17 protein-coding genes and 3 pseudogenes are annotated in these 18,677 nt (G+C 54.9%); 11 read left to right on the forward strand and 9 right to left on the reverse strand.

What is annotated here, in order from left to right; genetic code table 11:
- Positions 1-61: 61 nt before the first annotated feature.
- On the reverse strand, positions 62-556 hold the full coding sequence (locus N8I74_RS19455; protein ID WP_408611918.1) for a DUF5946 family protein: 495 nt from the start codon (positions 554-556) through the stop codon (positions 62-64).
- Positions 447-773 (reverse strand): hypothetical protein, encoded by a 327-nt coding sequence (locus N8I74_RS07940; protein WP_263126353.1) that lies wholly within the window; start codon positions 771-773, stop codon positions 447-449. The genes N8I74_RS19455 and N8I74_RS07940 overlap by 110 nt, the downstream gene beginning before the upstream one ends.
- A 161-nt stretch (positions 774-934) precedes the next feature.
- Between N8I74_RS07940 and N8I74_RS07945 the strand changes: the two genes are divergently transcribed.
- Entirely contained in the window at positions 935-1,978 is a 1,044-nt protein-coding gene (locus N8I74_RS07945; RefSeq protein WP_263126354.1) for a serine hydrolase domain-containing protein, read from the forward strand.
- A 67-nt stretch (positions 1,979-2,045) separates the two neighbouring features.
- Here N8I74_RS07945 and N8I74_RS07950 read toward each other — a convergent pair.
- Positions 2,046-2,445 (reverse strand): annotated as a pseudogene (locus N8I74_RS07950) (integrase core domain-containing protein).
- Positions 2,446-2,625: 180 nt separating this feature from the next.
- On the reverse strand, positions 2,626-3,567 hold the full coding sequence (locus tag N8I74_RS07955; protein WP_263126355.1) for a quinone oxidoreductase family protein: 942 nt from the start codon (positions 3,565-3,567) through the stop codon (positions 2,626-2,628).
- A 103-nt stretch (positions 3,568-3,670) separates the two neighbouring features.
- Between N8I74_RS07955 and N8I74_RS07960 the strand changes: the two genes are divergently transcribed.
- The 10 genes and pseudogenes from N8I74_RS07960 to N8I74_RS08005 all read left to right on the forward strand — a co-directional run bounded on the left by N8I74_RS07960 (position 3,671) and on the right by N8I74_RS08005 (position 13,310).
- A complete protein-coding gene (locus N8I74_RS07960) occupies positions 3,671-4,120 on the forward strand; it encodes a MarR family winged helix-turn-helix transcriptional regulator (protein WP_263126356.1) in 450 nt (149 codons plus the stop codon).
- A 193-nt stretch (positions 4,121-4,313) separates the two neighbouring features.
- Positions 4,314-4,746 (forward strand): annotated as a pseudogene (locus tag N8I74_RS07965) (DDE-type integrase/transposase/recombinase); the annotation flags it as partial.
- A 419-nt stretch (positions 4,747-5,165) separates the two neighbouring features.
- The gene (locus N8I74_RS07970) at positions 5,166-7,487 is read left to right on the forward strand and encodes a DUF6531 domain-containing protein (protein ID WP_263126357.1); all 2,322 of its coding nucleotides are present in this window, start codon (positions 5,166-5,168) and stop codon (positions 7,485-7,487) included.
- A 123-nt stretch (positions 7,488-7,610) separates the two neighbouring features.
- A pseudogene (locus N8I74_RS19460) lies at positions 7,611-7,763 on the forward strand (carbohydrate-binding protein); the annotation flags it as partial.
- A gap of 255 nt (positions 7,764-8,018) precedes the next feature.
- Complete coding sequence (locus N8I74_RS07980; RefSeq protein WP_408611919.1) at positions 8,019-10,169, forward strand: RHS repeat-associated core domain-containing protein; 2,151 nt, start codon at positions 8,019-8,021, stop codon at positions 10,167-10,169.
- A complete protein-coding gene (locus N8I74_RS07985; RefSeq protein ID WP_263126358.1) occupies positions 10,166-10,624 on the forward strand; it encodes a hypothetical protein in 459 nt (152 codons plus the stop codon). Before N8I74_RS07980 ends, N8I74_RS07985 begins: the two co-directional genes overlap by 4 nt.
- Positions 10,625-10,658: 34 nt before the next feature.
- Positions 10,659-11,582: an RHS repeat domain-containing protein gene (locus N8I74_RS07990; protein WP_263126359.1), complete on the forward strand. Its 924-nt coding sequence runs from the start codon at positions 10,659-10,661 to the stop codon at positions 11,580-11,582.
- Positions 11,569-12,198: a tetratricopeptide repeat protein gene (locus tag N8I74_RS07995; RefSeq protein ID WP_263126360.1), complete on the forward strand. Its 630-nt coding sequence runs from the start codon at positions 11,569-11,571 to the stop codon at positions 12,196-12,198. Before N8I74_RS07990 ends, N8I74_RS07995 begins: the two co-directional genes overlap by 14 nt.
- 61 nt (positions 12,199-12,259) lie before the next feature.
- Positions 12,260-12,997: an RHS repeat-associated core domain-containing protein gene (locus tag N8I74_RS08000; RefSeq protein WP_263126361.1), complete on the forward strand. Its 738-nt coding sequence runs from the start codon at positions 12,260-12,262 to the stop codon at positions 12,995-12,997.
- 13 nt (positions 12,998-13,010) lie between these two features.
- Positions 13,011-13,310: a hypothetical protein gene (locus N8I74_RS08005; protein WP_263126363.1), complete on the forward strand. Its 300-nt coding sequence runs from the start codon at positions 13,011-13,013 to the stop codon at positions 13,308-13,310.
- Positions 13,311-14,020: 710 nt separating this feature from the next.
- On the opposite strand, the gene N8I74_RS08010 is transcribed toward N8I74_RS08005, so the two are convergent.
- The 5 genes from N8I74_RS08010 to N8I74_RS08030 form a co-directional block, all read right to left on the reverse strand.
- On the reverse strand, positions 14,021-15,136 hold the full coding sequence (locus N8I74_RS08010; RefSeq protein ID WP_263126365.1) for a Fic family protein: 1,116 nt from the start codon (positions 15,134-15,136) through the stop codon (positions 14,021-14,023).
- Between the two features lie 353 nt (positions 15,137-15,489).
- A complete protein-coding gene (locus N8I74_RS08015) occupies positions 15,490-15,819 on the reverse strand; it encodes a putative type VI secretion system effector (RefSeq protein ID WP_263126366.1) in 330 nt (109 codons plus the stop codon).
- A gap of 5 nt (positions 15,820-15,824) precedes the next feature.
- Entirely contained in the window at positions 15,825-16,541 is a 717-nt protein-coding gene (locus N8I74_RS08020; RefSeq protein WP_263126367.1) for a putative type VI secretion system effector, read from the reverse strand.
- Positions 16,542-16,546: 5 nt separating this feature from the next.
- Entirely contained in the window at positions 16,547-17,263 is a 717-nt protein-coding gene (locus N8I74_RS08025) for a putative type VI secretion system effector (RefSeq protein WP_263126368.1), read from the reverse strand.
- 14 nt (positions 17,264-17,277) lie between these two features.
- Positions 17,278-18,654 carry a hypothetical protein gene (locus N8I74_RS08030; protein ID WP_263126369.1) on the reverse strand — a complete coding sequence of 459 codons (1,377 nt, stop codon included), beginning with the start codon at positions 18,652-18,654 and terminating at the stop codon, positions 17,278-17,280.
- Positions 18,655-18,677: the final 23 nt, after the last annotated feature.

Raw genomic sequence — 18,677 nt, forward strand, 5'->3', positions numbered from 1 at the left:
ACATTTGATATGCAAGGTACTTGGAGGTTGTACGCTGGAAGGCGACCTTGCGCCGGAAAGGTCAGGCGGCATCCGCCCACTGGCGCACAAGTGAATGGTGCTCGGCCCAGGCATGCCAAGCGGAGCGTGCCCAAGCGTGAACCGCATCCGTGTGTTGCGTCAGGCCTTGCGCAGCCACGACGTCTTTGACAGTGATGTCGCCAAGGCCTGCTGGTCTCGAGAGCCATATGTAGTTGGCCTTTAGGCGACCAGCCTTGAGCATGGCCGCATTCGCTTCAGTTGCAGGCAGCCCCCGTTCGAGAAAGAAGCACAAGCGAACAAGATGCAGCCCGACCGATTGAATGGCTTGGCGGGAGGTATCGCCCGGATGCTGAACGGCGTAGGCATCCACACTGAGGCGGTGGACTGCCGCGTAGTCGGGATCGCTGTACTCGCGCGTGAGAACCTCACCGAATGCTGCCCAGCAAGCGGGTGAGGAATGCATATAACGATGGATCGGCCCCGCGATATCCGAAAAGGCCGCGCCACAACCTGGGCATTTTGATTCTGGCGACATAAGATCCACGATTGGGTGTGAGTGCTTTTTTCCCGAAGTCATCGAAGTTGTCATGGCCAAGCGGGTTGATCAGGATTGCTTGAGTGGTTGGCCCACGCGGATGCTGTGACTCGATTGCGGGCCAGCCCCTCTTGCCAATGCCAGCAAGAACAAAACTGGTTATATCATGATGGTGCCGGATCAGGATATTTCCGTCTTTCATCTTGATGGCATTCATGCCTGGATGGGCGTGAAATAACCTTTGAAGTGCTTGGTTCGTGTGCGCCTCGGCATCACTGTCGCTGAAAGCAGCTGGAAGCAGGGTACAGTGCCATTGAGGGATTTTAAAAAGACAGCACTTTATTACATCGATATAGCTGTGCGCTGTTTGATCACGAGTTGGGAGGGTTCGATGTGATTGGAAATCCACCTCCGCAAGGAAAACCGATCCCGGTGGCGAAGCGCTTCGAGCGGGGCTTGAATGGCCTTGCCGGGCGATCCTCGGCGCCATTGGCGGCCGGCATGCTGGACAGCAAGGGTGAGCAGTTTTATTCCGCCATTCCTATGTCCGCCACAGATGCCCGTTTCGAGATTGGGTCGGTGACGAAGGCCATGACGGGCACTTTGTTCGGGATCATGGTAGAGCGCGGTGATGTCGATCCTCATGCGCCAGTCGATACCATTCTCGGTGCCTCATTGCCATGGCGGTCGCGGCCACCCACGTTGGCGGAGCTGGCAAGCCATCAAGGAGGACTGCCCAATACTCCGACGGCCCTGTGGTGGCGAGAAGCCATGACGGCGCTCGGCTGGTCCATCAAGGACCCATGGCGTGGTGTGGATGCCGCCGCCTATGCCACGCTGCTCGCAAAGGCCGCAAGAACGGCCAAAGTGGGCAAAAAAGTCAGCTACTCCAGCATGGGGGTCGGTTTGCTCGGCGATGCATTGGCGAAAGTGGCAGGCACCGATTTCGAAACGCTGATGAATGAGCGGCTGTTTGGACCGCTCGGCATGACCCGTACAGGCTTCAACCGCCCGGTACATGGAGCAGACCGTGTGATCGTGGGGATCAACAGCAAAGGACGGGCGGTACCCTATTTGCACGACCAGATGCCTGCCGCGGGGATGATGGCATCAACCACCGCTGATTTGCTTCGCTTTCTTCGGGCCGCCTGGGGCGAGGGGCCGGACCCTGTCGTCAACGGTTTTCGACGGGCATTGAAGCCCATTGCGCGCCTCGGTGATGTTGAAATCGGCTATTGCTGGTTTCTTGCTTCTGATCAGCAAGGGCTTCGGGCTTTTCACCCGGGGGGCACCTGGGCATCGCAATGCGAAGTCGTCGTGGTACCGCAGCGCAGAACGGCTTTGGCTGTTCTATCCGCAACCCGCCGCGACATTGACAGTTTTGTGAGCGAGGTTCTGGCCGAGGCGGACGATCGAGTATGAAATGGCAGTCGCACGGGTTTCAGAGCACAGGTCGTGGTCGTATGACTGCTTCCTGACCTCCTCCCGATTAACCAAGCGGTCGAAACGGGGGATTTCCGGGTTCACGGCGGGCGAGTCGGAACTCGCTCGGGGTCAGGCCACCACAGCGCACTGTGGGGCCTGAATTCCTTGTAATCCACCCGCCATCGTTCGATCTTCTCAAGCGCATCTTTCCACGACAGGAACTGGGGCGCGTTCAGGCATCCGTTCCGCAGGCTGCCGTTGAATGACGCGATGGACACGTTATCCGTGGGTTTGCCGGGACGTGAGAAGTCCAGCGTCACCCCATGCGCATGCGCCCATCGATCCGGCGCCACCGAAATGAATTCACCGCCGTTATCGACCCGATTCCGTTGCGGCGTCCCGCGCAGCGCCTGCACATGCTGCATGGTCGTCCCCACCTCGGCCGCTTTCAGCGCGTAATCCACCGTGATTGCCAGACTCTCCTGGCTGAAGTTATCCGGGCACGACGTCGAAGAGTATCAAAATGCCAGTCACGGCTATCAAGATGAAGGTCCCGATGGCCAGGAGCGTGGACCATGTGCGCCAGCCAAATGGCTTGGCAGATCTGCTCGCTGCTCCTTGGCAAGCAGGTCGCTGATGGTCGGTTATGGAGTGAAGACGATCCGCTCGCCCGTTTGCGGCACTTGAGACCAGGCCCGCTGTATATCGCGAAGTGGCGTGGCCTTGGCGTCGATCCGGAACGTGCCGCGTGCGATTTCGGCCGCCAGTGTCGGCAGCTCCTTGAGCATTTCGCGGCCTGACACCGCACCATGGCCGCTGCCGACGATCTGGATGCAGGCAGAACGCAAAAATGCACCGGGAATGGCCGCGATCTCGCCCGCCATCGAGCCGATCTGTATCCACGTGAGCGGCAAGCTGCGATTCGGCCGTTGCATAAGAACAGCTTCCATGGCACCCACGGCACTGTTGCCCCATACGAAGTCGAGCACGACGTCCACCTCGCGCGCCAGCGTACCGAGGCGGTCATCTCCCAAGGTCACAGTGTCCGTGGCGCCAAGCGCATGCAGTTGCACGAGCCTGGATTCTTCGCGGCCTGCCGCGATGATCTGCGACGCGCCCAAGTGCCGGGCAATTTGCACGGCCATGCTTCCCGAACTGCCAGTAGCACCGAGGATGAGTACTTTTTGTCCGCGACGGAATGGCGCTCTGCAGCGCAGTGCGAGCCAGGACGCCATTGCGGGGTTCATTGCCCCGGCTAGGGTGACCGGGTCGCTGTCATCAGGTAGCTCGATGCTGTGGTCGAGCGCGATGACAGTCTTTTCGGCCATCGTGCCGGGTTGGCCGGGGGCCTGCGCGAAATAGCGTAACTTGCCGTCGGCGCCGCGACCGACACCATCCACACCCGGAACGAGGGGCACTGCCGCAATACTGGAGTAATGCGCCCCCGAGGCTCGCCCGCGGGTGAGATGGTGCAGGCCGGCGGCGAGCACGTCGACGAGCATTTCTTCCGGGCCAGCTGGCGCGGGGTCGGGAACGTCACCGTAGTGCGGTGGCAGGTCGAATGAGGTAATGATGGCTGCTTTCAAGGTGGTCTCCAGTGAAGCATGGCGCGGGTCGCGCCGTCATGTTGATTCGTAATACGATCTATTTTTGATGCGTAATGCGTACTATGTCAATATGTGAGCCATCATGGAAAAACAGAATCTGGTGAAAGAAGCTGACGGGCCTGGGACAGGGTTGGCCGATGCATTGGTGCCAACTGCCTTCGTCACCATGGCGGTGCTCAACAAGATTGGGGCTGAGCATGATCTGTCGCTCACCCTGATACGCGTCCTGGGTATCCTGCGGGACCGACGCCCGCGTATGGCCGAGCTGGCCGACTACCTCGGACTGGAGCGGCAGACGATGTCGGGGCTGATCGCCCGAGCGGAAAAAAGGGGACTGGTGGCTCGCGCGCCCAATGCAGAAGATGGCCGTGCGACCGATGTTTTCTTGACGAGCGAGGGCACTCAGCTTGTACAGCGCTTGCATGCTCAGATGCAACGGGCGCTGGCGCCACTCACTGAACAGCTCAGCACATCGGATCAGCAACTTCTTCAGAAGCTGCTGCTGCGCATGCTCGAAACCCGGGGAAGTTGAAGCGATCGAGCGCTTGGTGGCTTGCCCTGGTTTGAATCGCCTCGGGTTTCCCAGACACTTCAAGCGCCTCAAACTGAGGCCCTCAAGGAGGTGCCATGAGCAGTCAGCGTTACCCCGAAGAATTCAAGAAGCGAAGCCGTAAAACAGGTTCGGGAGCGGCAGCATCCGGTCGCTGAGGTTGCGGAACGGCTCGGCGGTGTTGCTCGACCTGTTCTGGCACCGGTGATCGGCTGGTCGATCGGTTCGCGCATCGATCGCAAGCTGGCGATCAATGCGCTGCCTATGGCGCTCTGGCGCCGACAGCCAAAGCAAGAGGTGCAGGTGCATTCCGACCAAGGTGGTCAGTTCAGCAGCTATGAGTACAGGGCTTTCTGAAGGCACATCGCCTGGTGCCAAGCATGAGCCGACGTGGCAACTGCCATGACAATGCCGTGGCCGAGAGCTTCTTCCAACTGCTCAGGCGCGAACGGATTCGACGCAAGACCTACCCAAACCGGGAAGAAGCAAGGCGTGACGTGTTTGATTACATCGAACTGTTCTGCAACCCGAAGCGTCGGCACGGCGCCAGCAATCGGCTATCGCCGCTAGAGTCTGAGCGACAACATCCGCAACGGCGCGCGAGCGTCCAGGGAGGCCGGGGCGATCCAACTGCTCCCCTTGACTACTCAAGAGGACAGTCGAGAGCAGAGACAGGAAACCAGCGGAAAGTATGCTGGAAGCGGCGGTGTTGGCAGGGCCCCTCAACAAGCGATTCTTGAGCGTATTCCTGCATCACAGTAAGGAGCGCCGTCATTCAGTGACATGCATTTGCCATTTTGACTGATCGTCACATAAAATATAACTTTTTTATTTCTTACGTTTGCCTGAATTTGAGCTTGTGCATAATGCGGGCCATTCATGAAATTGCATCAATGAACAGCAATAGAAAAAATCTAATTACTATGATTTATTGGTTCAACTTTAATAATGCTTGGCGAAAAATATTTCCTTGGGCATGTTAAGGTAAGGACGCATACAACATTACTTTAATATTATTGGTGCCCTGATGAGAAATCTGCATTTAACGATGATGGTTGTTTTGCTTGGTGCTAGTATTTTTCCTGTGTCGGCGGCAAGTGGAAAGATTGGCTTTGTTGCATCTGACGGAACTAAATTTGTTCTTGACGATGAAATAGAAGGTGGGAAAGATTCTGTTGAGAGTGCAGTTGTAGATCGTCTTAGAAGAAAGAAGGGAACTTTTAGCGTCGTTGATTCATTTAAATACACAGCTAGTTGGTCAGGTTGTTCTGCTTCGGGGCGGGCATATAGCGGTGGTGTACAGGGATGCCTTTTCAATTGGGTTGAGGGAGTCACGGCTGCAGAGGTTTGCCGGCGTATCGCTATTGCGGAAAAAGCACGCCCTCCTATAGCTGCCCCAAATATGAGAATACGTCGTTGGCGAATGGAAAGTAGAACAGAGATGTTTCCTACTGACGACTATATTTGTGTGACCGAATTTGATTCGAATGCTGGTCCTGTTCGGTGGGAGCATGTTGTTAAAATGAGTACACCCACAGCACCATCTGCGCCGGATGTTTATAGCGATGTCAACAAAGGCGAATGTGACGCCGATCCCCAGGAAAGTATTTCTGCTATGTGTGGAAATCCTATCCATGTTGGCACTGGTAATAAATTCCAGGCAGAGTTGGATTATGCTCACTCTAAGTCGCCTTTTATTAAATATGTTCGCTATTATAATTCCTTGGGAACTTCGATTGCCTTGCCCCTTTATGTGGCGCCAAACTGGTCCGATAATTTTCATGCCTTTTTGATTCCAGATGCAGGAGAGAGTGATGCTGGATTGCAAGCGTATCGACCTGACGGGCGCTTGGTGGTATTTCGGCCTATTGGCGGTGGCAGGTTTGCTGCGGCAACAAATCCATTTGAGCGTCTGGAGAATCTCGGGCCTGGGGAGATTAGCCCAAAGTGGCGCTATACAAATGCGCAAAACATAATTGAAGATTACGATGCGCAGGGCCAATTGATAAGCATTTCTGGGTTGAATGGTGAGCGAGTCGAGCTGTCGTATAACGAGTTTGGCCAGATTCTGAATATTCAAGACAAAAAGCGGCCTGGTCTCGGGTTGAGATTTGAATACGGTTTCACAGCAGGAATGAATCTATTGCGCCGTGTCTGGCTGATTTCGCCGGGCCAAAGTGATGAAGCCATTGCTACTTATGAATATGACCCAAACACTAATAACTATCCTGGTGGGCGCCTTTTTGCAGTTACCTATGCCGATGGTAAGCAGCGGCAATACCGGTATGAAGACCCAGATTTCAAGGATGCCTTGACTTCACTAGTAGATGAAGACGGGAATGTCTTGGCCACATGGAAATACAACGATGACGGCCTTGCCTATGAGAGTAGCCATGCGGGCAATGTAGGCAAGATCACCGTGGCCTATGGAGTAGATGACCTACATGCAACTGTGACATCGGCAAGCGGAGCGGAATTGGACTTCGAATTGGCCGATGTTGCCGGTAACGTGAAGGTGAAGCGGCGTACTCGCAGTTGCGCTGGTGTGGATTGCACTGGTGAAATCCAGTTGGAGCGTGATTCCAGGGGAAATGTTGTAAAAGCAGTTGATGCTTTAAGCAGTGTCACGACATATGTATACGATCCTGTACGCCATTTGGAAACCAGCCGGACTGAAGCCGCAGGTACGCCGGAAGCACGGAGCATTAGCACAATGTGGCACCCCAATTGGCGCCTGCCGGATACGATCGATGAGCCCGGGCGTGTCACCAAATATGTTTATGATGGCCAGGGGAATCTCAAATCGAAGGCTGTGACTGCAAATGGTGAAGTGCGTCAGCAATCGTGGACTTATCTGCCCAACGGCTTCATGGAAACCGCAACTGATGAGCGAGGCAAAGTCACCCGCTATACCTACGATGAGTTAGGGAATGTCAAAACGATTACCAATCCGGCTGGTCAAGTGACCCAATTCCCTAGCTATGACGCCCACGGCAATGTATTGGAAATGGTGGATGCTGATGGTCGCCGTACTTTATTTGCCTATGATCAGCGCCAGCGTCTGATAACCAGAACGGAGAGCGGCGAAAAGACCCAGTTTGAATACTACAGCACTGGTTTGCTCAAACGAATCGTTTTTCCTGATCAAAGCCATATTGGGTACCGATACAATTTTGCCCATCAACTGATAGGCGTTGAGCATAGTAGTGGCAGTCGTATCGATTATGTGCCGGATAGCAATGGCAATATCGAGCAGGAAGACCGTTATGACGCCGATGGCGTATTGGCTGCTGGATTACAAGTGGCACAGCAAGCACGTATGCTGCCTGCGCACCCTCGCGCCCAGTAATATACATAATGTACTCAGCGTTGAATATAACAAGACAAGCATATGATCAAATCCCATTTCTTAAAGATTGCTGTTGCCACTGCACTGGCATTTGGCACTGTGGCAGTGGAAACGTTGTTTCCGATGCAGGCGCTGGCTAGTACACCATGTGTGGATTGGCAGGAAGGCACTAACTATACGGCGGGACAGGTCGTACGGTTTAACAATCAGACGTATACAGCGCTTGTTACGCATACGGCCTATGTAGGGGCCGGTTGGACTCCTCCAACCTCACCGACCCTATGGCAAATAGGCGGCATGTGCGGCACACCTACTCCGTCGCCTACCCCGGTTCCGACCCTGACCCCTACGCCAGTCGTGACACCTAGCCCGGTGGTGACGCCTACACCGTCGCCCACGCCTACGCCAGTGGTCACGCCTACGCCTACTCCAGTGCCAACACCAACTTTGGCACCGGGTGAGCTAGCTCCACATCAACGTAAGGTCAGCAGATATTACAAGTATGATCCGGCAGGCCGCCTGCAGCGCATCATGGATGCCCAGGGCCACCAGACCACCTTCACCTATGACGCCAACGGCAACCGCACCAGCCGCAAGGACGCCCTCGGCCGCGAAACCCGCTACGCCTACGATGCCCTCAATCGCCTGGTCCGCATCACCCATCCCGACGGCGGCCTTGTCGAATTGCGCTACGACGCCCGCGACAACCTGGTCTCGGTCAAGGATGCCCTCGGCTTCACCACCACCTACACCTACAACGGCTTCGATGACCTGATCCGCCAGCTCAGCCCCGACAGCGGCGCCACCACCACCACCTACGACGCCAGCGGCCTGCCCCAGAGCAGGACCGACGCCCGCGGCAAGACCGCCAGCGTCACCCGCGACGACCTGGGCCGGCCCCTCCGCATCGCCTTTGGCGACGAGACCCACCAGTTCAGCTACGACCCACCCAACGGCACGGGCCAGCCGGCCGGCTTCAGCGACGCCAGCGGCAGCACCAAGTACAGCTACGACCCGCAGGGCCGCCTGGCGCAGGTGACCCGCCAGCTCGGCAACGCCACCCTGGTCACCCGGTACGGCTACACCGCCGCCGGCCAGCTCAACCGCATCGCCTACCCCTCCGGCACCATTGTCGAATACGACTGGCAGCATGGTCAGGTCAGCGCTATGCGCGTCAACGGCCAGCCACTGCTGGACCAGCTGCACTACAGCACCGACGGTCGCCCTCTCGCCTGGCGCTGGGGCAATGGCCAACTGCGCCAGGCCCCCGGCGATGCCCAGGGCCGTGTCGCCGGCCTCACGCTGGCCGACAGCCAGTTCAGCTATAGCTACGACGCCGTCGGCAACCTCACCCGCCAGGACCCGGGCACCGCCGCGCTGCGCAGCTACGGCTACGACCGCATGGACCGGCTGGCCCAGGCCAGCATCGGCACCACCCAGTACAGCTACCGCTATGACCTGAATGGGAACCGCACCGAGAAGCACACCGGCGCCGCCATCAACCTGCTCACCCACCATCCGGCCAACAACCAGGTGCTCAGCGTCGCCGGGGCCGGCCTGGACGGCAAGTACAGCTACGATGCCGCCGGCAACATGGTCAACTACGGCGCCAACCTGTACAACAACGCCGGCCGGCTGATCCGCAGCAACAGCACCCCGGCGCGCCACTACCGCTACAACGCACTCGGGCAGCGGGTACAGAAGAGCGACAACGCCAGCGACACCACGCTGTACGCCTATGATCCGCAAGGCCAGCTGCAAGGCGAATACGACGCCGCCGGCCAGCCGAAGCTGGAACACCTGTGGCTGGGCACATTGCCGGTGGGCACGGTGCAGCACAGCCAGGGCACGGCGCAGCTGTACTACGCCTGGGCGGACCACCTGGGGGCCACGCGCCAGCTGAGCGACCCGGTCCGCCGCAAGGTGGTGTGGGACTGGCCGATCAGCGAGCCGTTCGGCCACAGTGGGGTGCGCGAGGACCCGGACGTCGATGGCAAGTTGGTGACGTACCACCTGCGCTTCCCGGGGCAGTACTTCGACAAGGAGACGGGACGGTTCCACAACTACTTCCGGGATTATGATCCGCGGATTGGGCGGTATATTCAGAGCGATCCGATTGGGTTGGCGGGCGGGATTAATACGTATGGGTATGTTGAAGGAAGTCCGCTTTCAAGGGTCGACCCGCTTGGATTGCAATCAGACAAGATTAATTCTTACCCATTGCCCGGAATTCCAAATGTTTCTGCAGAAGCACAGAGGCGGCTTAGCAAGCAAGCAACAGAATTATTAAACGATGCTTTAGAAAAGCTTAACAGGCAGAAAACCTATCAGACCTACACGCGCTACAATCCAAAAACGGGAATGTGCTATAGCGGGCGTACTTCTGGCTATGACGACCCCGAAACCAACATAAAGAACCGCGCAAGGAACCAGCCTTTATTAAATGCAGAGGGATTTTTGCCTCCCAAACTAGATAAATCTTCGCCGAACTACAGCGCCATTAGAGGAAGGGAGCAGCAATTAATAGACATTAACGGCGGCGCCCGTAGCAGCGGCGGCATATCCAGAAATGCTATAAATGGTATTTCTCCAATAAATGTAGCGGGTCCGCTGCTATACATACCTGCCGCTTTGGATGAGTTTGGCGAACCTATTCCTGCTGGCGAATGCACGTGCAAATGAGAGAAGGCAAAAAAATGCTATCAAATGACGAATACCAAATTCTTAAAAGATTTTTTATTTTCTATTTTGATAGATTCATTCCAGAAAATCAAAAAAGCAGCAATCCTAACAATCGGCCACAAATTTTCTTTGAAAATTTAGAGAAAGAGTCACTTTCAAAAGCAAAGAAAGGCTTGCAAATGGCAGTCAATGACATCGTTGAGATGTCAGCTGATTGGTCGCCAGAAAAGGTGTCAGAGGCAAACAAAATATTTTCTGAGAATGGCATCCTCACCTTAAATGAGGTGAGATTGAGGTTTTCAAGGAAACTAAAGGCTATATTAAGGCGAGGCGAAATAAAGAATGAAGTGGATTATTATCTGGTTAAAAGTGTCGTAGATGGCATGTCTAGCCCCTGTATAGACCAGCTATGTAATATACTTGCCGCCTATGAACATAAGGCTCCATGCAATTAAAGTGAGAGCCATATGAGTTAGATGGGTTTTAGAATTGTGGCAGCCCACCGGCCTGTTGCAGAAGGTGGGCTTCACCCGCGCCAGCTATTTCGCCTACGACGAAGCCGGCCAATTGCTGGGCAAATACGACGCCACCGGGCAGCGGGTGCAGGAAACGGTGTGGCTGAACGGGCACCCGATCGCGGTGCTGCAAGGCCCCAGCAGCGCCCCCCGGCTCTACTACGCCTGGAGCGACCACCTGGGCACGCCGCGGCAGCTGTTCGAGCCGACCACCGAGAAGGTGGTGTGGGACTGGCCGATCAGCGAGCCGTTCGGCCACAGTGGGGTGCGCGAGGACCCGGACGTTGATGGCAAGTTGGTGACGTACAACCTGCGCTTCCCGGGGCAGTACTTCGACAAGGAGACGGGGCGGTTCTACAACTACTTCCGGGATTATGATCCGCGGATCGGGCGGTATATCCAGAGTGATCCGATTGGGTTGGAAGGCGGGATTAATACGTATGGGTATGTAAGTGCAAACCCACTTCAGAAAATTGATCAATTTGGCTTGGTTGAAATATTTAATGTAAATGGCATTCCGCTTCATGCCTATCCTAAAGGAGAGGGTGGCAATGAAAGTGCAACTCATGGACCGCATGGTGACTATCATTTTCATGTCAACGGAGAAAAAAATAAGGTCGTTGTTGTAGATAAAAATGGAACCTTAATCCCTGAAGATCCATCAAAACTAACAACTAAGGAAGCTAATTCATTAAAACGCCTAACCGAAGAAGAGAGAAAATATATTCGAAAGGCATGCAGGGAAGTTTTTTATAATAATGCAAAAATTCTTCCCAGATTAAGAATGAAGCATCTAGGAGGGGTTGTAGGAGCTTTGTTATATCCCCTGGTTTCTAATAGCTATGAAGAAACCTGCTCTAAAGATTATCTGAACGAACTTGGGGATGTGTGTGATTAATGATAAATACAATTCCGATTCAAAAGCGGGGTTGCTGCTTTTGGAGGCGGAGAAATATTGCGAGAACCATCAATTTTTAGAGGCTATACGCCTTCTTGAGAATATTCAAGAAAACGATATGCCGGAGAAATTTTTCTTGCTGGGTTACGTATATGAAACAGGGGGCGACGGGGTGCCGCAAGATACGGAGAAAGCAAAGTTTTTTTACGGGAGATATGCAGAAGAGCTATCCATCCTATTTGGGAAAGGGAATCTTGAAGCTGGTTTTGTTATGGCGGGAAAATATCAGTACGGGCAAATTGTCCCAAGAAGTGAAAAAAAAGCCATGGATATATACGAAAGATGTGCTGAGCACGGTCATGCGCAAGCAGCGTTTCATTTGTCGACAATTTGGCAATACGGTTGGTGCGGTGTTATCGCAAATGAAGCTCAACAAATGTATTGGCTAGATCGGGCGGTGTTCCTGGAGTGGCCAGAAGCTTTGTATCACAAAGGGCTTATTTTATTGAAATCCGCGATCACTAAAGAGCAAAAAAAGCATGGCTTGGAGTTAATCAACAAAGCTGCTAAGGCTGGATTTTGGCCGGCTTTAGAGCATCTAAGTACAGTGAAGTAATGGTTGTAGATTAAATGTCAGGTCCCGGATGAGTCTTTACCGTTCTTAAGAAGAGTTGGGGGTGCAAGTTTTGCCATCGCTTGAGGGCCTGAACAAGGGTTTCGTGGTTCAGCACCTTCTGCGGCAGATACTGGTTGTAGAGCCGACGAAGCGGTGCAGCGTCTTCTCCAGATCATTGCGACTGTTAAATGATGTCGGTAAGCTGGTGACGTACAACCTGCGCTTCCCGGGGCAGTACTTCGACAAGGAGACGGGGCGGTTCTACAACTACTTCCGGGATTATGATCCTCGGGTCGGGCGGTATATCCAGAGCGATCCGATTGGGTTGGTGGGCGGGGTCAATACGTATGCTTACGCCCGAAATAGCCCAATTTTGTATGCTGATCCGAATGGGTTAAATCCCGTGGTTGGGGTTTCGATTGGTGGTGGATTGGCCGGCCCGCCTGGGGCTATTGTCGGTGGCATAATTGGACTTGGTGTTGGGCTATGGCTTGGGGACAAATTAACCGGCCCTAAAGCTGCGACACCTCCCGAGAATGCTCGAGATCCTAATGCTCCCAAAGCACCTGGTAAGCCCGGGCCGCAAGAAGGATTTGAAGACCCTAAAGGTGGAGAAGATTGGGTGCCAAATCCTAATCCTGGAGGAGGGGCTTCAAGCCATTGTTGGAAAGATAGCAAGGGTAATATTTGGTGTCCAACAGGCAAAGGCGGCCGTGCACACGGTGGGCCGCATTGGTATGTTCAAAAGCCTGGGGGCGGCTACGTGAACGTACGCCCCGGGCAGAATATTAATAAATAATAATGGGGCGACTATGATTGATAACTTGATTATCAATGAACCAAATCCATTCTGGTCTTATTTGGACGAAAAGAGTTTTTTTGCTTGGCTTGAGTCAATACCTGCTGTGATTGAAGTGGTTGGCGATGGGGGCGGTTTGAATGTGTCTTTGCGAATCCCCCTTGAAGAATCGAGTCTTCGAGATTTGATTGCTTTGATGCATAGATATCAAATAGATAAGAGGTGCTTAAGGCGCTTTTGTGTTCCAGAAAATGAAAAGTGGTTCAAAGACCCAGAAAAATATTGGTATATTTCCGTGTTCGGAGATGCATAAACGCCAACATGTATAGGGGTGTGAACGGAAATCCGGGTAACGAGATGCGGATCTGTACGTCGATGGGGACTTACAATCTGCGCTTCCCGGGACAGTACCGAGTGCGTCATGCAGGAATTGCTCGGACTTCACGCTACTTCTCGTCCGGATGTATCGCCATGAGGGGTCTGCAGCACATGGTCATCGGCTGCCGCGAATGGCGTTTCCCAGCCTGCGTCATCTACTGCGTAACGCCGGCTTAACGGTGATGCGGTGGCTCGGGCGCACAGACATCCTGACTTGTTTGGCAACATCCTTAGCAGCAAGCTCACGCTTAAATCCTTGCCGCCTCAACATGCCGCCGCAGGGCGGTTTGTGAGCGTTTCACAGCTTCAGTCGCGCTCGCTTGGCAAGCGAGGAAACAAACCAACAGGCAGCAAACCCGCGTCAATACACGGCTGCTTCCCTTGAATACTCAAGAGGGCAGCAGAGAACAGAGACAGAAAAACGACGGAAAGTACGCTGGAAGCGGCGGTTTTGGCAGGGCCATGTTCAACACGCCAACCCTGGATTCCGCGCCAACACTGGTGTTCGGGCAAAAAAAATCCCAACCGATCAGGGTTGGGATTTTACGTATTGGTGGTGGAACACGGAACCGAACCTGCGTCCGCTTTCCGATCCAAATAGTAATGCCTCTGCCTTGAGGACTTGGATTCGACGATTTGGCCGAATCAATCCACCAGTTCGTAGCCGGTGCTGCGCCCGCCGCCGAGCGACTTCTTCAGCACGCCCAGTTCCAGCAACTGCGTGATGTCGCGCAGCGCGGTGTCGGGCGAGCATTTGGCTATTGCCCCCCACTTGCTGCTCGTGAGCTTGCCCTCGAAGCCGTCGAGCAGGCGGTTGAGCAGTTTCACCTGCCGTTCGTTCAACGGCATGCCCGCCCAGCGCTGCCAGAAGCGCGCCTTGGCTAGCACGCCGTCCGGCGTGGACTGCGCGCTGGCGACCGCGCGCCCGAGCGTACCGAGGAACCACGACAACCAGCCGGTGGCGTCGAGTGTGCCCTTCTGCGTGCGCTCCAGCACGTCGTAGTAGTCCTTGCGCTCGCGCTGGATTTGCGCCGACAGGCTGTAGAAGCGTTGCGGGCTGCCATCGGCTCGGGCCAGGAACAGGTCGCCCACGGCGCGGGCGATGCGGCCGTTGCCATCGTCGAAGGGGTGTAGCGTCACTAACCACAGATGCGCCAGCCCGGCCTTGATGAGTGCGGGTTCGCCCGTCTCCTCGTTGGCCCATGCCAAAAACCGCGCCGTCTCGGTGGGCAGCACGTCGGCGGGCGGTGCCTGGAAGTGAACCTTGCGCCGCCCCACCGGGCCGGAAACCACCTGCATCGGCCCGGCGGCATCGTCGCGCCACTGCCCCACGGTGAGCCTATTCATGCCCGAGTACCCGGTCGGGAACAAGGCCGCGTGCCAGCCGAACAGGCGCTCGGCACTCAGTGGTTCTGCGCTGCGCGAAGTGGCATCGAGCACCATCTCCACGACGCCTTCGACGTGCCGATCCACCGGCGCGACCGCGCCGATGTCTACGCCCAGACGCCGGGCGATGGACGAGCGCACGGATTCCACGTTCAGTACTTCGCCTTCGATTTCGCTGGTCTTGACCACGTCCTCCGTCAAGGTGGTAAGGCTGGCCTGATCGCGCAGCGCCATGCCCACGTCGGCCAGACGGCCCAGCAGCAAGCCCTGGGCGCGGCTGACCTCGGTTAGAGGTGCAGTGAGCGCCGATAGGTCATAGTGCCAATTGGGCCAGTCGTCGGCCTGCCAGATGTAGAGTTTTTCTCCGCTATTCATGCGGAGATTGGACACCCGATTCGCCGCAAACGCAAGCCATTCTCCGCGTTATGTGCGGCGAATCGGGCGACTAATCGCCGCAGGCCACACTTTCGCGGGTAGCGGCGTTCGCGGGGTCAGGGCCGAAACGTCGATCTTGCCAAGATGTATGCGAACTTCCAAGCGGCCTGTATCCGCCGTTGCGCAGCGTCCAGATCGCTTGGGCACCGCAGCCCCGACATTCATAGCCGAGGGGGTCGACTGGGTCGATGATCTACAACTGCTCGGCGTCAACTATCTCGCCAGTGTGCTTATCACGTGCTGATTCCATTTTTTCTCACCCCTGGTTCTGATTGCGATTGCGGCAGTGTTAATCAAAATGATGCATACGAACGACTTGTTGTGGCGACGCGGCCGTCACGCTCCACCACCACTTCCACCTCGTCGCCTTCCCGGAACGGGCTGCGCCAGACCCAGCCCTGTACGAATTGCCCGTCCAGCTCGAATTCCAGGTAGTCGGCTTCTTCCTCAACACTTGTGGTTGCCGAAGCTACTGCAATAGCTTGTGAACCTAATCCCACAGCTGCAGCCGCAACAGCGATGACGCCCATTGTGGTTCGATCACTATCGGTAAAGAAGAAGCTGGCGCCTTCCCGTGCCTTGCGTAGATTCGTGATCTTGCCATGCAGCAAGTGAATAGACATCGCGGTTAGTATCGGAAGTACATGACGCCCAGCTCACCGGGGTCGCTGTCTTTACGTGCCTTTTTTGTAGATGCCACAAGATCGATGCTGGAAGGATTTTTCCAACCAAAGGCAGCAAAGCACCTTTCTGAAAGCCGAACAAATGGCATCCACTTCTTAGCCATAGATACAGTCATTAGCCCAAAGAATGCATATAGAAATACGGCCAAAAACGGCAGCCCATGCTTTAAAAACACCATGTATAGCCCACCTCCTTGTATTGCGTTTTTTATTGCAAAAAACACGCACGAGAAGAGAACGACAAAGGTATTCCCCAAGAACCACCATTTGACAGCATTTTTGATATGCGCCGATGCTCCTCTAGAGCAGTGTGGATACAACGCGATTGTTCGATCGGATGGGCGCATCATCGCGAAAGCGACGTAGTGTCCTCCCTCCTTCTCAACAGCTACCTCCACCTCATCCCCCTCCTTGAAGGGACTGCGCCATACCCATCCGCGAATATCAAGACCATCTATCTCAAACTCTAAATAATCTGCTTCCTCGTCGACGCTAGTTGAGGCCGAAGCGACCGCAACAGCTTGCGAGCCAAGCCCAGCTGCCGCTGCAGCAACGGCAATGACGCCCATCGCAGTTTGATCACTATCCGTAAAGAAGAAGCTCGCGCTTTCTCGCGTCTTGCGTAAATTCGTGATCTTGCCGCGTAGAAGGTGAACAGGCATCGCGGCTAGTATCGAAAGTACATGACACCCAGCTCGCCGGGGTCGGAGTCAGTACGTGCCTTTTTGGTGGACGCTACGAGGTCGATATTAGATGGACTAGCCCACCCTAATGCGGCAAAGCATCTTTCTGAAAGTCGAACAAACGGCATCCATTTTTTTGTCATTGATATCGTCATAATCCCAAAAAATCCGTACAAACCAAGGCCAGCCCACGAAAGTGAGTATTTCCACATATCAATAAAAAATTCTATGCCATCACCAATTACAGCCAAAAAAGTTATGAAATACATAACGGATAGCACTATGCTCACCCCCACGAACCACCATTTGACAGCATTTTTAATGTGCGCCAATTTTCCACGAGAACAGTGCGGATATAGCGCTATGGTGCGATCAGAAGGGCGAGCTATCGCGTAGGCCACATAATGCCCTCCTTCTTTCTCCACCACAGCTTCAACCTCGTCGCCTTCACTAAAAGGGCTGCGCCATACCCAGCCTCTAACATCGCGGCCATCTAGTTCAAACTCCAGATAATCCGCCTCTTCTTCAATGCTTGTGGTTGCAGAGGCGACAGCGATTGCCTGAGAACCTAGGCCGACGGCTGCCGCCGCAACGGCAACGACGCCCATCGCAGTCTGATCGCTATCGGTAAAGAAGAAACTCGCACTTTCTCGCGTTTTGCGTAGATTCGTGATCTTGCCTCGCAGCACTTGTGCAGTCATTCCTATTCCTCAAGTTACGGGCGCGGCGGGTATGAACCGGACCCGGCCGTGCTTCCTAAATCTGAAACACCGTATGGGCGATATGTTGCATGTGGGCCGGCTTTTGGCGGTTCCGGCACATCAATTCCAAATACGGTTTTGAGCAAAGCGTCATCTTGCTGCTTGGCTGTTTTGAAAGCACCTTTGGTCTTGCATTTAATGCCAAAAGGCGTGATTTCTAGCCACTCTTGGAGCGCGTCATCTGTCAGCACGATGATTGCAAAATGAATAAAAATTGTCCCTACGGTAGCCCATGCCCCAATGGTCATGCCTAACACGCGAAGACCAACAATTAGAGCGGCTTTTTTGCCTAGTTGCTCTACCGCTACGCCTGCTGCGGCACGGCCCGTCATTTGGGAAACAAGAGGTGCTGCGTAGCCAATCGCGCCAAAGATGGTTGAAGCACCGCTAACTAGCCCTAAAGCCCCCTTTGACCAATACAGAGTTCCGAGCCCATAGAGGCCTTTTCTATTTTTATCAATACCAGTAAGCACATCGACTACTCCAACAACAGCCGAAGTCACCCCCGATAACATACCACCGTAAAATTTCAGCTTCTGGTAGGTCCAGGACGTGTCGCTGAACAGCGCCTTCGCTGCGACTGCGCTCACATCCAGCATGGAAGCCGCAATCGTCGCGCCCGATGCTGCTAGCGCGAAGATGGATTTGGCATCGCCTTTGGCTTGTGCGTCCCGCGCCAGTTTTGCGAAGTTCAGCGCTTCGAGCACGCCAACGATAGCAGCAAGGCGGGCGTCCTTCAGTACAGACTTCGCCTTGGGGTCATTCTTCAGCGCGGCCCACTGTGCCTGGATGGCCTTGGCTTGCTCGGAAGGGCGCAGTAGGAGCTTCTCAGGGGTATCCGCGTCCTTGAGTTGTTGCAGGATGTCCGCACGAACAAAGCGTTCGTGCTTGATCTCGGTCTCGATCAACTTGCGCACATCCTCCGGGTCGACCATCGCGCGCACCAGGAACATGTGCTTGATGATCTTCTCGCCCAACAAGTCCCCTGCCTTGTCCAGCTTAAATTTCTTGAAGATGGCGTCGCCGGCCGTGATTACCTTGGAATCAAGATTGCGCGTATTGACGCTCTTCAACGACACGCCAAAGGCCTTGCCGCCATCCTTGGCTTTCTGATTGGTGTTGAAGACCGATTGCGCCTTCTTGTAGGTGTCAGCAAATCGCTGCAGATTTTTCAGGTTGGCAAGCGCGAACTCGTAGGCCCGCTCTGTCATGGGCGTGTTCATCTTGGCCAACTGCAGCGCCTGGTCTACTTCCTCGATGACGGCTTTCTGGTTGAGCGCGACAGAACGCCACAGCAGGTTGCCCTTGACGCTCGCCTTAGCTTCTTCCACCTGACCTCCTCCCGCTTAACCGA

It is taken from the genome of Chitiniphilus purpureus (assembly GCF_025642115.1).
GTDB classification, from domain to species: domain Bacteria; phylum Pseudomonadota; class Gammaproteobacteria; order Burkholderiales; family Chitinibacteraceae; genus Chitiniphilus; species Chitiniphilus purpureus.